The sequence below is a fragment of the Haloarcula sebkhae genome (genome assembly GCF_014647415.1).
Taxonomy (GTDB): Archaea; Halobacteriota; Halobacteria; order Halobacteriales; family Haloarculaceae; genus Haloarcula; species Haloarcula sebkhae.
Window position 1 is genome coordinate 74,919 of sequence record NZ_BMPD01000004.1, and the last position, 15,666, is coordinate 90,584.

At 58.2% G+C, this 15,666-nt stretch carries 7 protein-coding genes and 1 pseudogene; 4 read left to right on the plus strand and 4 right to left on the minus strand.

All coding sequences use genetic code 11. From position 1 onward, the window contains the following. Positions 1-25 precede the first annotated feature (25 nt). The gene (locus tag IEY38_RS12725; protein ID WP_188978327.1) at positions 26-571 is read right to left on the minus strand and encodes a ribbon-helix-helix protein, CopG family; all 546 of its coding nucleotides are present in this window, start codon (positions 569-571) and stop codon (positions 26-28) included. A gap of 102 nt (positions 572-673) precedes the next feature. Further along, a pseudogene (locus IEY38_RS12730) lies at positions 674-1,927 on the minus strand (Glu/Leu/Phe/Val family dehydrogenase). A gap of 758 nt (positions 1,928-2,685) precedes the next feature. Here IEY38_RS12730 and IEY38_RS12735 point away from each other — a divergent pair. The 3 genes from IEY38_RS12735 (at position 2,686) to gdhB (ending at position 7,121) form a co-directional block, all read left to right on the plus strand. Next, on the plus strand, positions 2,686-5,553 hold the full coding sequence (locus IEY38_RS12735) for a bacterio-opsin activator domain-containing protein (RefSeq protein ID WP_188978329.1): 2,868 nt from the start codon (positions 2,686-2,688) through the stop codon (positions 5,551-5,553). Between the two features lie 126 nt (positions 5,554-5,679). Further along, a complete protein-coding gene (locus tag IEY38_RS12740; RefSeq protein WP_005533309.1) occupies positions 5,680-5,823 on the plus strand; it encodes a rubrerythrin-like domain-containing protein in 144 nt (47 codons plus the stop codon). 2 nt (positions 5,824-5,825) lie between these two features. Beyond that, positions 5,826-7,121 carry a glutamate dehydrogenase GdhB gene (gdhB, locus tag IEY38_RS12745; RefSeq protein ID WP_188978331.1) on the plus strand — a complete coding sequence of 432 codons (1,296 nt, stop codon included), beginning with the start codon at positions 5,826-5,828 and terminating at the stop codon, positions 7,119-7,121. A gap of 58 nt (positions 7,122-7,179) precedes the next feature. Here gdhB and IEY38_RS12750 read toward each other — a convergent pair whose 3' ends face one another. Beyond that, a complete protein-coding gene (locus IEY38_RS12750; RefSeq protein WP_188978333.1) occupies positions 7,180-11,079 on the minus strand; it encodes a PAS domain S-box protein in 3,900 nt (1,299 codons plus the stop codon). Between the two features lie 232 nt (positions 11,080-11,311). Between IEY38_RS12750 and IEY38_RS12755 the strand changes: the two genes are divergently transcribed. Continuing rightward, a complete protein-coding gene (locus IEY38_RS12755) occupies positions 11,312-13,264 on the plus strand; it encodes a hybrid sensor histidine kinase/response regulator (RefSeq protein WP_229775295.1) in 1,953 nt (650 codons plus the stop codon). 1,293 nt (positions 13,265-14,557) lie between these two features. Here the strand turns inward: IEY38_RS12755 and IEY38_RS21255 are convergent. Further along, positions 14,558-14,899 carry a substrate-binding domain-containing protein gene (locus IEY38_RS21255; protein ID WP_229775296.1) on the minus strand — a complete coding sequence of 114 codons (342 nt, stop codon included), beginning with the start codon at positions 14,897-14,899 and terminating at the stop codon, positions 14,558-14,560. Between the last annotated feature and the right edge of the window lie 767 nt (positions 14,900-15,666).

The window sequence follows — 15,666 nt, forward strand, 5'->3', positions numbered from 1 at the left end:
CGATTTGCGTCCCGGGCGGGGGTATTCACGGCTGTCGTTCCTTCAACAGTACTTTGGATACGCTCTCTTCGATCTCGATTTCGAACGGGAGGTCGGTAATGCTACCGCGGATGAACCGGATCATCAGCCACCGCACCGACTCGGATGGAAACACCACGTGGAAACTCCCCTTTTCGTCGCGTCGAACGGTCAGGAACCCACAGAGAGAGAGCCATTCGAGCACGTCTTCGAGTGAATCGAAGCGCTCGGCGTACTCCTGCGCGTGGTACTGTGCCACCTGATCGATCATTTCGAGAATCTCCTCGTCCCGCTCCTCCGGGTCGGGAAACTGGCTCAGGAGTGCGTGCAGGAGGTCGATGTCCAGCAGGACGTGCTCGCCCGTCGAGAGCATCTCGTAGTACGTCTGGAGGTGGTCGCTGTCGCTCGCGTGGGCTGAGTCGAAGTTTGCCGCGTAGAACGCGATCGCCTCGCGGATCAGCTGGCTCTGGCTTTCCCCAGTCCGGTCGGTCAGACTCTCTAACGTCTCCTTGGTCTCCTCGTCGAGAGAGACGGTGACGCGGTCGGTTGGCATAGTGTTCCTCGTCACTGGATGGCCTTAATATCGTGTCGTTTGGTGACAGAGGGCTCGAAAACACGGCAGCGAGAACGGCAGCCAGATGTGGTCCGGAATCCGTTACGGCCAGGTGCCGCGCTGCTCGCCGGCGTTCATGACCCGCTGGAGTGCGACGACGTACGCGGCGGTCCGGAGCGACGGGAGGTTTCGCTCCTCGTAAGCCTCGATGAGGTTCCCGAACTGCTCCACGATAATCGAATCCAGTTCCTCGTTCACGCGCTCTTCGGACCAGTAGAAGCGCTGTCTGTTCTGGACCCACTCGAAGTACGATACGATGACGCCACCCGCGTTCGCGAGAATGTCCGGGATAACCAGCGTCTCGCGGTCGTTGAGAACGTCGTCCGCTGCGGGAGTGATCGGGCCGTTCGCGGCCTCGGAGATGACGTCGGCAGCGATATCATGTGCTAGGGACTCGTCGATGGCGTTCTCGAGTGCGGCCGGAATCAACAGGTCGACGTCGAGGGTGAGCAGTTCATCGTTCGTGAGTTCCTTCGCTGTGTCGGGATATCCGACGACGCTCCCGGTTTCGCGTTTGTAGTCCTTGACTGCGACGGGGTCGAACGATTCGTCGCTGTAGACAGCCCCGCTCGAATCGGACACGGCGACGACGTTTGCACCCATCTCGTGAAGGAGTTTCGCTGCGATCCAGCCGGCGTTCCCGTAGCCCTGGACCGCGACCGTCGCGCCTTCGATGTCCTTGTCGAGATACTCGAAGGCTTCACGCGCTGCGACGACCGTCGAACGCCCGGTCGCTTCGACACGACCTTCGCTGCCACCGCTTGCGAGGTCCTTCCCGGTGATGACGCCGGGCTCGGTCGTGTTTTCGAGTGTCTCGTAGGTGTCCTTGATCCAGTTCATCTCGCGCTGGCCCGTGTTGACGTCAGGTGCGGGCACGTCGCGGTCGGCCCCAATCAGTGGCGTCAGCTCCTTCGCGAACGAGCGGGTGACCCGTTCGAGTTCGCTCTCCGAATAGTTGCTCGGGTCGATGACGATGCCGCCTTTCCCGCCGCCGAGTGGGATATCGCCCGTCGCCGTCTTGTAGACCATCCAGCCGGAGAGCGCCTTGACCTCGTCCCGGTCCACCTGCGGATGATAGCGGATACCGCCCTTGTACGGGCCGCGATCACCATTGAACTGGGACCGGTATGCACGGAACACCTCGACCGACCCATCGTCCATCTCAACAGACAGGTTCGTTTCCAGTATCCGCTCGGGCGTTTTCAGTCGTTCCAGTTGCCCCGCTGAAATGTCTAAATATTATGCTGCAGCATCTATCTGCGTCCGTAGACTCTGGTACGGATTTACATCAGACATATATCCACGGGATTCATAGAGATACCAAAAGCTACCTATTTCTACCAGTAAAATTACTATATTACTCGATATAGAAAGGGCTAGCAAAGGGAGCTTACAGCGGCATTCGGGTCCGAAATATTCGGCCTATTTTCACGTTCTTATCAAATTTTGTCACTACTGTGTTTCCTGAAAAATCTGTCACCCGAACAGTGGTATCCGTATTGAGTGCCACAGCGTCCGCAATCTGTTCCGTTCCACTTACTGGAACGTCGACCCGGTCGACGTCCGGGATCAGACAGTCACGATGCTCTGTACGTTCGAGCAGGACGTCGCCGCTGGGGAAATGCCAGACCTGCGTCACGGATCGGAACAGTGGCACCGACGTCGGCGCTTCGACGCGCCTGGTAGCTCTCTTCTCCGTCAAGCGACGTTGTACGTCCATCATGGCTGGGCTGAATCGGCAGGAGCTATTCGCTCGCGACCGCCTGAACGACAGGCAGGGACCGACCGTGTCGGCGTCTGTGTGATGTCCGTCATGTGTCTTCGCGAGTACCGGCCGTCGACCGATGGCACTCTATCGAAACGACCACGGGAATGAGGAAATACTAAATTGTTTAGCAACGAAGCCCTCCGGACACCAGGTGTTTACTATTGAACCCTCCATCCAAAACGCGGCAACTGAAGCACCCCTTCCCCAACCGGTGGCGAGAACTCGCACGAGTAGCCACGTATCGCGCTAGTGACCTCAGTGATCGGTTTGTGACAGGGAGAATCAGATGAGCGACGCCGGGAGTCCACTCGACACAGCGCAGGTTCTCGTTGTCGGTTCTACAAACTGGAGCGAGCCGTTCTCAGCTGCTCTCAGCGCGAGTACCGAGGCCACTATCCACACCGCTATGACGACAGCCGACGCCCTGGATACCGTTCGGCAGCAGTCGGTCGACTGTCTCGTCACGGGAGAGACACTCGACGATGAGAGTGGCATCGAACTGGTCCGACAGCTCCGGGACGTGGCTTCGGATCTCCCCGTCGTCCTCGGGACTACGGACGGAAGTGAAGCCCTGGCGAGCGAGGCAATTCAGGCCGGCGTTTCCGACTACGTTCCCCTGTCAGGCACAGACGTCCCACGGATAGACGACCTAATCGAGCGAACCGAGAAGACACTCCAGTCCGCTCAGCGAGCGATCACGCAGCGCGAACGGGCACGGCAGTTCGACGCCGTCTTTCAGGACGCACAGACGGCCACGTGGGTCCTCGACCCGGATGGCTCGCTCGCCCGTGTGAATCAGACGGGACAGGCGATGATCGCCGAGGCCGTGGACGCGGTCATCGGCGACCTGTTCTGGACGCTGCCGTGCTGGTCCCAGTCCGAGGCGACAGAACGCGATATCCGGAAACTCGTAGAGGCCGCACGCGACGGGCAGTTCGGTAACGCGGTCGTCCATCGGCCGACCACAGCCACGGACCGCGTTATCGAGCTTTCGGTCCGTCCGGTCCGGAACGACTTCAGCGACGTCACCTCGATTGTAATCGAAGGGATAGACATCACGGAGCAGGTCACCCTCGACCGTGACCTCCGCCAGTCCGAGGAACTCCACCGGGTCACGCTCAGCAATATGACCGACACCGTCCTCATGACGAACGAGGACGGGGAATACACCTACGTCTGCCCGAACGTCCACTTCATTTTCGGCTACACCGACGACGAGATCCGCGGGCAGGAAACGATCGACACACTCCTCGGCGAGGACCTGTTCGACCGTGCGGAACTCGCAGAGAAGGGCGTTCTCAAGAACATCGAGTGTACCGTCACCGACAAAGCGGGCCACGAGCACACACTGCTGGTCAACGTCCGCGAAGTCGCGATTCAGGGCGGGACGCTGCTGTACAGCTGCCGGGATATCACGAAACGGAAACAGCGCGAGGAAGCGCTGGCGACGCTGCAGGAAACCGCACGGAAGTTCCTCTACACGGAGACCAATCAGGAGATCGCTCAGCACATCGTCGATGACGTGCTCAGTGTGTTCGATGTCTCCGCGAACGCCATCTATCTGCACGACGCTGAGACGAACGAACTCCAGCCTGTCGCACAGTCACAGGCGATGACCGAACACCATGGGCCACTTCCGGCCGTCCGCACGAACGACGACACGCTTCCGAGCCACAGCTTCGTCAACGACGAGACACTCGTGTTCGACGACGTCCACACGTCGGACCGGCTGGAAAACCGGGCGACCGACCTCCGTAGCGTCATGTTCATCCCGCTGGGCAACCACGGCGTGTTCGTCAGCGGCTCGACAGCCGTCGGGGTGTTCGACGACGTGACGCAGGAACTCACCGACCTGCTCGCAGCGACCGCCGAGGCTGCTCTCGACCGGGTCGCCCGAGAATCTCAGCTCCGGGAACAGGACCGCGAACTCCAGCGGCAAAACGAGCAACTGACCGCCCTGAACCACATCAACAACACGATTCGGGAGATAGATCAGACGATCGTCAGCGCCGAAACACAGGAAGAGATCAACCACACTGTCTGTGAACGGCTGACTGACACGGACCGATTCAAGTTCGCGTGGATCGGGAGCGTCGACCCGGGCGGTACTACCGTCGAACCGCGAGCGTGGGCCGGCAACGAACAGGGGTATCTCGACAGTCAGTCAATCGCCGTCGCGGATTCCGAGACCGAGCCCGCGGGCCAGACGGCTGCGACCGGCGACGTGACGATGATCCCTAACGTCGCCGTCGACCTCCGAAACGCGCCGTGGCGTTCTGACGCGCTCACCCGTGATTTCCTCTCGGTGTTGAGCATCCCGCTGGTGTACAACGATCTCAGGCACGGGGTCCTCACCATCTACGCGGACACGAAAGACGCGTTCGACGAGACAACGCGCACAGTGTTGCGCGAACTCGGCGAGACGATCGCCTCGGCGCTCAGTGCCATCGAACGAAAACACGCGCTGCTCACGACATCGGTGACTCGCGTCGAGTTCGACATCGATGACGAGCGATTCCTTCTATCGAGACTTGCCCGGTCGGCGGGATGTTCCCTCTCTTACGAGGGAGGCATCCAGCACGCACCGGCTGGTAACAGCGTGTTCGTCACGGTCGAAGACGCTGACGTGCAAACGGTTGCGGCGGCTGCGGCGGACATGACGTCGATTGACGACGTGACACAGATCAGTGACGACGACGCCGGGAGTGGCGTTCTGCGGCTGGAGTTGTCACAGCCGTTCCTCGCCTTAGAACTGGCCGACCACGGTGCTATCTTCCGGGCAGCGACTGCGGACCCGGACGGGACGACACTCGTCGTCGATGTGCCACAGAGCGTCGACGTTCGAAACATCGCACAGTTGGTCGACAGCACGTTCTCCGGCGTTGAACTCAAGCGAAAGGAGACGCTCGAACGGGGTATCGAGCAGGACCGCAGTTCGGAGTTCCTCACGGACCTCACGGAGCGCCAGCTCGAAGTGATTCAAACCGCCTACTACAGCGGCTACTTCGAGTCACCGCGTACGAAGTCCGGTGAGGACATCGCAGCGATGCTTGAAATCTCTCCGCCGGCGTTCTACCAGCACGTCCGGACTGTCCAGCGGAAGCTGTTCACTACACTGTTCGAAGATCGGAGCGTCTCGAGTCTAGAGTCGTGAAAGGGGTTTAATAATAAACAACCCAAGACACTCCTACTTCTTTGTTTAACCTCTGAATATTCCTTTGATGTCCTTCTATTCCTTAATCGAGTACTGGCGGTCGGACACCGCCACTCGTGAATACACATGAGAGATGTCGAGCAAGACCACGATGAGGAGACACCGTACGAGTGCTTTGCGTGTGGCAAAGTCATCACTGCAGAGAGCCAACCGGAGAACTGTCAGGACTGTGGCGGTGAAATGCGCAATCGACTGACACCGCTGGAATAACGATGGGATCGGAACTGAGCTCCGCTTCTCCTTCGGAAGACTCGTCGACGCCGCCCGAGCCAGAATCAGCGCTCGAAACAGCCCGTCTACAACTCCACCGAGCCGCGGACCACCTCGATATCGACCCGAACATCGTCGAGCGACTGAACCACCCGCGAAACGTCCACGAAGTCACCGTTCCGATTGAGCGGGACGATGGTACAGTCGAAGTGTTCACCGGGTATCGAGCCCAGCACGATAGCGTCAGGGGACCGTACAAAGGTGGGCTTCGCTATCACCCCGATGTGACGAGGGACGAATGTGTCGGACTCGGGATCTGGATGACCTGGAAATGCGCGGTAATGGACCTCCCCTTCGGCGGCGCGAAAGGGGGTATCGCCGTCAACCCGAAAACGTTGAGCCGAGACGAGAAAGAACGGCTCACCCGCCGGTTTACACAGGAACTCCGCAAGGTCATCGGCCCGAACCTGGACATTCCCGCCCCGGACATGGGAACAGACCCGCAGACGATGGCCTGGCTGATGGACGCCTACTCCATGCAAGAAGGCGAGACGATTCCGGGTGTCATCACCGGGAAGCCGCCGATTGTCGGTGGGAGCAAGGGACGCGAGGACGCGCCCGGTCGGAGCGTCGCGATTATCACACAGTTGGTCTGTGAGTACTACGACCAGCCACTGTCGGAGACCACGGTCGCAGTACAGGGCTACGGCAGTGTCGGCGCGAACGCAGCACGGTTACTCGACGAACGGGGCGCGACTGTCGTCGCGATCAGTGACGTGAACGGGGCAATGTACGACCCCGCCGGAATCGATACGGCGGCAGTGCCGTCACACGACGAGGAACCGGAAGCGGTCACCGAGTACGCCGACACCGTGATTTCGAACGACGAACTGTTGACGCTGGACGTCGACGTCCTCATCCCGGCCGCACTTGGGAACGTCATCACCGAGGCTAACGCGGACGACATCGCCGCGGATTTCGTCGTCGAAGGCGCGAACGGACCGACCACGTCCACTGCTGACTCCATCCTCGCTGACCGAGATGTCATGGTGATCCCGGACATCTTGGCGAACGCCGGCGGCGTCACGGTGAGCTACTTCGAGTGGCTACAGGATATCAACCGTCGGTCGTGGTCACTCGAGCGCGTGAACGACGAACTCGACGAAGAGATGCGGGCGGCCTGGGACGCAGTCCGGACGGAGTTCGAAAACCGCGACATCACGTGGCGCGATGCGGCGTACATCGTCGCCCTGTCCCGTATCGCGGAGGCCCACGAAGCGCGTGGGCTCTGGCCGTAGCACTGGTTCTGTCGGTTCCAGCACTGTCGGTGCCGAGAAACCGCGACCGCCCCGTCCCTCAGTAGCAAAACTCGAACCGTGCTCCGCCAGCAGTGCTCTCCGTCACACGGACGGTCCAGCCGTGTGCTTTGGCGATGTCCGCCACGATCGAGAGTCCGAAGCCAGTGCCCCCTTTGGTAGATGTCACGCCGTGTTTCAGTACCTCCTCACGCTTCCCCGGCGGAATCCCGTCGCCGTCGTCCGCGACGTAGAACCCGCCACGGCCGTCTAGTTGCCCGACAGTTACTGTGACATCTTCTCCACCGTGTTCGATAGCGTTTCTAAAGAGGTTCTCGAACAGTTGCGTCAACCGGCTGGCGTCACCAGCCACTGTCGGGACCGTGTCAGCAACTGTCAGCGTTGCTTCAGCGGTGTCGACGTATCCCCAGGCCTCTGTCGTCACGGTCTTGAGGTCGACCTGTTTCGTATCCGTAACTGTGGTCTCACCGCGCGCTAGCGTAAGGAGGTCGTCGATCAACCGCTCCATGCGGTCATGCGCCGCCTCGATCCGGTCTACGTGACTGAGGTCGCCTGTCTCTTCGACGATGTCGAGAAACCCGATGGCGATGGAAAGCGGGTTCCGAAGGTCGTGGGCCACGACACTGGCAAACTCATCGAGCCGCTCGTTCTGTCGCTGGAGTTCAGTTTCCCGGCTTGCCCGTGTGAATGCCGCCTCGACAGTCGTACCCAGTATCTGGAACAGGTCCACGTCTGTCTCAGAGAACGTTTGTTCCTGTGTCGTTCCGACGCCGATCAGCCCAAACTCGCCCAGTGGCACGAACAGGCCACTCCTGAGTTGTGCGTCGGCCTTGCCGAGTGTCACTTCGGACTGGAGGTCGTCGTATTGACGCACCTCCGACGTCTCGAATGCCTCCCACGCAAGCGCCTCTCCGGACTCCAACCGCGGGAGTTCACCGAGCAGTTCTCCCGTGGCAGCACTCGCCGTCAGCGGGACGAGCTCGTCGGCTTGATCGGCATACTCCCAGATACCGGTGAGCTCGAATCCGAGAATATCGACGGCAGCCTCGACAGCGATGTCGCCGATTTCGACACTCGACTGTGCACCACTGAGCCGCTGTGCTGTTTCCTGCAGTGAGCGGAGCTTCGACTCTAACTGTTTCTGCTCAGTGATATCCTCTAGAACGGCCAGTATGCTCGTTATCTCCCCATCCGGAGCAGTGATGGGGGCAACCGACAGGAGTATATCCAGGACCTCACCGGTCTTCGTCTTCCGTTGTACTTCCTTGCCCCGGATTTGATCGCCGCTCAATACGCGCTGTCGGTGGGACTCAAATTCAGCCTGCTGCTCATCCGGGACCATTGGATTGCCCTCGCCAAGCACCTCCGCCCGTGACCAGCCGAACATATTCTCGGCCCCATCGTTCCAGCGGATAACCGTCCCGTCCGTGTCGATTTCCATGACAGTGAGTGGTGTCGCTTCGATGAGTGATTCAAGTCGCTGGTTCGTTGTTTCGAGTTTGCGTTGTCGCTCGACCTGTTCGGTTACGTTGCGGGCGATGCCGACGATCCGGACGATTTCGTCTTCGAGGATGACTGGTGCGAGGCTCGTATCCCAGAACCGTGCATCGTCAGCGATGTCTAACTCCTCACGATACGAGATTGGCGCACGCTGTTCGACACAGCGAGTGTAGTTCGCCGCGAGTTCGGCACCACGTTCGTCACCGAAGATTTCCCGTGGTGTTTGTCCTCGAACCTCGTCGGTTGTGAGTCCAGTCTGTGCCTCGTAACCGGGGCTGAGTCGAGCAAACTCGAACGCTGGATCGTTACCGGCCGTATCGACATCAAGCATGAATATGGCGTCACCGGAACTGTTGAGTAGTGCCTCGTACTCCTCGGCAAGTTCCTGGTGTGCTCGTTCCCGGGCTTTTCGCTCCGTGATATCCTGAAAAACCCCCCGAAGCACGGGCTCATCGTCCTGTGGGTCGTCGACGCGTTCTCCCCACGCCCGAACGTCGCGCACGTCGCCGTCGGTCCGAACGATCCGGAGATCGATGTCGTACGGTTCTCGGTCCGCAATCGTCTGCTCGACTGCCTGCGCAATCTCTTCCCTGTCGTCAGGGTGATAAAAACCAAGTGCGTCATCGAGTGACGGCTCGTACTCGTCGTCAACCCCGTGAATCCGACGGACGCCGCCAGACCAGTCGAGGCTGTCCGTCGATGGAAAATACTCCCACACACCGATATCTGCGATGTCTTGCACCCGCTCGAACAGGAACTCCTGGCGCTTGAGGTCGGTCTGTTCCTGCATCCGGGATATTTCGGCGCTCACAAGCTCCGAGAGTAGCTTCACGAACGTTTGCTCAAGCGCTCCGAAGGGCGCGACTCGCGTTGTCGGACTGGAAAAATTGACCGTTCCGTACCGGACTCCATCGACGATGAGTGGCACACCGATGTACGATTCCAGCTCCAACTCACGATACGCAGGGTGGGTTTCTTTGCCATCAGCGACAGCATCTGCGAACGAGCAGACTGCATCTGTCCCGACCACCTCCGCGCAGTACGTCGATTCGAGGTCGAACTGGTCCTCGGATTCGATTTCCGTATCCGGGGCGTGTACTGCCCTGACCGTGTAATCATTGCCCTGAACGTGTGAGACGATTCCGATGTCGAGCCCGAGTGTCCGACAGCCAAGTTCGAGCAATTCTTCGAGACGCGCCTCGGCCGAGATATCGCCCCTTGCCATGACGCTCTGGAGGTCACGAAGCGCATCTCGCTCCTGCTCTAACTGTTGTTTCGCCATGCTCTGTTCGGTGATGTCACGGGCAACGACGAGCACCTGTCGGCCATTGTTGCTCCGGAACGGTGTGACGCGGACATCTAACGTCCGCTTGCCGCCACCGGTCGTCACATCGAGTTGCAGGTCAGTATCGTACAACCCCGTAACGCCACCGTCGGTCTCGATATCAGCGACCGTCGATTCGACCGCCGCTGTGAACCGGTCCGCATCGGAATCGGATATCCGATCTCCCACGACCGTTTCCAGTTGCTGTCCCGTTATCTTGGTCGATCCGTCTCCGGTAACCAGTCGTCTCGAAGCGGTGTTTGCGAACTCGATTGTCCCTTCGTCATCGAGAACGAACACAGCGTCGTGGATATTTTCGAGGATGGCTTCACTGCGCTCTAACTCCAGTTCTCGTTCCCGCTCCGCCGTGGTTTCTCGTGAAAAGACAGTCAGACCGTCATCGTCGGGAAAGGCTCGTATTTCGACCCAGTAATCGAAGGGTTCGCCAATGTACTGTTCGAACGACACCGGGTCGCCGGTCTCCATCGCGGTTCGGTATTTCTCTTCGAGTTCCGTTCCAACTATCGAGGGAAACTCTTCCCAGATGATCGTCCCGACGATAGCATCGGGGTCGCGGTCGACACGCTTTGCCATCTTCTCGTTTATGTACTCGATGCGCCATTCGCTATCGACGGCATAAATCGCGTCAGTTGCCCGCTCCAGCGTTCGCTGGAAGCGGTCGGACAGTCGCTCGGCGGCCGCTTGTTTGCGAGCGGCCTCAGTGAGCGTTTGGATGCGACTCGCCAGCAACTCGAAACTGTTCTGGCCCGAATGGATCGGGACGTAATCGGAGACGCCCGCCTGGGTTGCTTCGCTCGCGATTCGCTCGCTCCCCCGGCCAGTAAATAGTATTGTCGGTACTTCGTATTGTTCAGCCTGTAGCCGATCTAGGAGATCAATTCCCGTCCCATCCGGCAATGAGTACGACGTGACTACACAATCGATAGTCGAAGTTACAAGCAAGTCGAGAGCAGCCTCTATACTCCCGACAGCGGTCACGTCAAAGACAGTTGAGATATTCAGGAGTTTCGTCTGCGCCAACTCAGCAAAGTCACCATCGTCGTTTACATACAGAAGGTGAATGGAATCGGGAGTCTTGGCACCTGCATAGACCATTGCTATAGCTATGCATCGAGCTTTTATGAATCCACTGCGCCAGTTCTTATATGTGATATTATAATAGGCAACAATATCTGTGCCAGCCAACCTAACTACGTCTCAAGCGGCCTGTCTGCCCTCATCCGGATAGCTATCGAAATTCAACAAATAAATGACTGCCCTATCAGAGTATATATTCTGATACTTGGGTCGGCAAGTTTATCGCTCGAAGTTAGGTACATTCGATATTATGTCAGAGCTGTCGAATATCGTTGTTCTTCATATTGATGATGAACCGGATTTTTTAGATGTGGCATCGGAACTACTTGCACAGCAATCTGATCAACTCAATCTTATAACCGCGGCGAGTGCTGCTGAAGGGCTTGACCGGCTTGATGAACGTTCCGTTGACTGTATTGTCAGCGACTATCGGATGCCCGAGAAAGACGGCATCGAACTTCTCAAAGCCGCCCGTAAAGAGTACCCTGATCTTCCGTTCATCCTTTTCACCGGTGAGGGGAGCGAAGCGGTCGCAAGCGACGCTATTGCCGCCGGTGCAACCGATTATCTCCGGAAAGGACACGGAACAGAACGATACGAACTCCTCGCAAATCGCATTGAAAACGCCGTCGAACAGTACCGAACCAATCAGCGCGCTGCTGAACTTGAGCGGGTTCGTGCGCTCGTCAGTAGCATCGATCAGGCCCTCATCCGAGCGAGTTCGCTATCGGAAATCAAAACTCGCGTTTGTGAGATCATTAGCGACTCTGAGCCCTATCGGTTCGCCTGGATCGGGGAGCGAGATTCTGAGACAGACCGAATCGAGCCACAGACCTGGGCCGGCGTTGAGGACGCGTATCTCGACACTATTGTCGTCACTGCAGATAACTCCCGGACAGGACAGGGTCCCGCGGGGACGGCCGTCCGGGAACGACGCATTGCTACGGTACAGAATATTCAAGATGACCCGGGATTCGAGATCTGGCGAGAGGAAGCACTCGATCGCGGTTATCGAAGCACTGCTGCGGTTCCGCTAGAATACAATAACACTCTGTACGGTCTCCTGTGCGTCTATTCGTCCCGTCCATTTGCCTTTGCTGAGGGCGAACAGGCATTACTCGGCGAACTCGGGAACAGCATCTCGCACGCTATACACTCGCTGAAAATCCGGGACGAACTGCGCGCAGAGCGGACGTTTATCGATCAGGCACTCGATTCACTTGCCGACATATTCTACGTCCTCGATTCTGAAGGCAACATTCAGCGCTGTAACGAACAATTCGCGACGACGGCCGGATACACTGATGAGCAAATCGCGGATCTCGACGCCGTCAGTCTTTTTCCGGAAGACGAACAGGACGCAGTCGCGGGGGCGATCGAAGAGGCGCTCACAACTGAGCAATCGACAATCGAAGCGGACTTTCTTACTTCGGAGGGGAAGCGCACTCCCCACGAGTTCACCGCTGACCGCCTGACCGACCAGGACGGTAACCTGATAGGGCTTGTCGGCAGCGGTCGGGACATATCCGAACGTACAAAACGTGAACGGGAACTGCAGGATCAAAAAGAACAGTTAGAGCAGTTTGCTGCTACTGTCAGCCACGACCTGCGGAACCCGCTAAACGTCATCCAAGGTCGGCTGGAACTCGTCCAGGACGAACATTCGGGTGATCATCTGGCTGTGATCGAGACAGCGACTGACCGGATGGAACGGATTGTAGAGGACCTTCTCTGGCTAGCGCGGGAGCAACAGGAGATCGGGTCGCTGGAATCTGTTGCGATCGACGCAGCGGCTGAGGCCGCGTGGAAGCTCGTATCTGACCCTGCAGACGAGGCCGAACTGTACTGTGATTGCGAGGCCGATACCCAACCACTAGTCAAAGCTGATACCGATCAACTCCGGCATCTGCTCGAAAATCTGTTCAGGAACACGATCGATCACGCTGGCCTAGATGTCACTGTCGTCGTCGGTATCTTCGGTGACACCCCCGGATTCTACATCGAAGACGACGGCCCTGGAATCCCCGCCGAGGACCGCGAAAAGGTGTTCGAGGCTGGCTATTCGACTTCCGAATCAGGGACTGGTCTGGGCCTCAACATCGTCAAACGAGTCGCTGACGCTCATGGCTGGGACATTCGCGCAACTGAGAGTTCGATGGGTGGGACACGATTCGAGATCACGGGTCTCGAAACTGTGGAATAACTCACTATTCCGAATCTCTGCGTTCAATACAAAGAACTCGGAAAACCACAGGAGTTAGCACAGATGCAACGGTCAATTCACATATGGTTTCCAGTCCCTCCCAACAGAGATGGATACACCCCGAGTACGTCGCGACCGTCGTTGGTGTCCTTGCTACCGGTGCACTAGTATTCTACAGCGCAATCACTCAATCGGGTCCCACAGTCGAGGAAATCATATTCGTGGTGCTTACGATTACAGTGCCGACTACTGTTGCTTACGAACTTGCTTGTCGATGGCGGTGAGTGATTCTGAACGCCAGCCCGACTAACAGCGGGGTACCAGCCGGGTCCTATCTATACTTCACGACACATGGTCAGTGGTAGTTTCCGTCGCGTGGTCTCCGCTAACAGGCCAGTGTTGTGGTCGTCCGCAACGCTACAGCCAGCAACCGCCGTCGCTATCGGTGGTTGTGATGGCCCTCCCTAGCTGTGTGGGGGTATCGCCCACCTCTCGATGCTGCGATTGCGGAAGCTCAGTGATCGCAGAGCGAATAAAATGAGATAAAACGTCACAACGATTTTTTACACCAAGTACATTCCATTTCATAGGGTTCTGGTCCCCGCACCGCCCTCATTGAATCCGATCACGTTCATCAAACGGTCCGGGTCCGGAACCCGTTGTTGTGGATGCTGACTCCAAATGGTGTGGACGCTACCCCCCGGCTGCCCACCATTCTCTTGCTGTTCGAATCCGGGTGTACTCCGAACGTGAGCAGATGGGACTAACGCTAGGGAGAAACGAGTGGCTTGCGACAAAACCAACAGACGGCGAGGGGATATCACAAGCACTTTATATACACTCCTATCGGAGCTAGGTGGGTTCTGAGCCCTGCCCAATCGCGTTGGATTCTCCCGCACGATTGCTTCGGGCTGGAATCCGTCGTCGGTTTCGACGACTTCCGATGGTACGTTGCACCCCATCTCTCCCACCCCCACAGCAACGTCCCATCCTTTTAGATGATTGGCGGAGCCGTGCGTTCCGGTGATGACTGCACTGAAATTACCACTATGCTAGGAGTTACCACAAAAAATATGTCGAACGGTGAATTACGATTATATGGGTTCTGGTCCCCGCTTTGGGCCCTTTCCTACTTTGCGCCTACTCGCCCCACCCCATGTCTCGGGTCCAGAACCCATCCGTGCCTCTGACTGCAGTGGGTGGCACACACGGTGCCCATCGCCACCCGTCATCCGCTTTCCTACAGGAGCGCAACACCTACCTTTTCCAACCATGCTTCTGAGGGAACTGCTGTTACTGTGAGCCAGTAGCTTCGCTCGCTCTAGTGAGGATATCTGCGAGTTCCTCGCGGTCGAACAGCTGTTCGCCCTCGGGAATCTCTGGAAGTTCGCCAGCGGTGATCTCGCCCGGCCACTCACCGAATTCGTTGGGATAGAGCTGCTTTCCGAGCATCTCCGTCTGGAAGAGATTGATGATCGGACCCTGATAGGCTGACCCGCCGACGTATAGTCGATCCTCCTGAACGGCGGTGAGTTCCTGCCCCAGCGAACTGTCCCGCATCCCTTCGACTGTCCTTCGGAGCGCATCCTCGCCGTTCCAGTCGCGGTAATTGACGCCGAAGTGGAACACGAGCACGTCAGGATCGACCTCCAGCAGTGCCTCGTAGTCGACCTGGATCCCGGACTGGCCATCGTACTCGCCCTCGAACGCGTCGACAATGCCGAGATCTCGGTACTGTTTTTTCCGTATGCCTTGTCGATCTCAGTCCTGGGGTTGTAGGCACGGAAGAACCCCTCGTTGTCGGGGTTTATTTGCGCGTTGAGCAATCCGACGCTCGGACGATCGGACGCCGGTGGAACGCGCGACCGCATCTCCTGTAGCGCCTGCTCGTAGAGGGTGTTGATAGCAGCGGCTGTCTCGAACTTTCCGAGCAGTGCTCCGTATCTGCTGACGAATTCGGGGATATCGTAGTAGGCGTAGGACTCACCACCGGGCCAGGTGGGCCAGTCGTCGCCGCGTTTGCGGCGGCTGGCGTTCCCAAAGAAGGGCCCAATAGAATCGTTGATTTCGGAGATATCGCCCCCGTCAGCACCGTAGTACGAAATGAATCGGTTCGGGTCAGTAGCGAACAGGTCCGGGTCGAGTTCATAGAGAACCTCGGTTCTGAGCGACCAGTCGTCTGTCCGGACCAACTCCAGCGACTCGGGATCGGGGACGTCTACGCCGGGAAGTTGGTCGTAGAAGCCGGTGAACCAGAACTGGTTGCCCTCGGCGGCGACGAGCTTGTCGGCCTCCCCCAGTGCAGTCAGGATGTCCTCCTCAAACCCCCACCCGCCGACAATAGTCTCCGGACTCGACTCAAGTCTGAGGTTGCCCACCGGTGCCATCGTCCCTGAATAGGA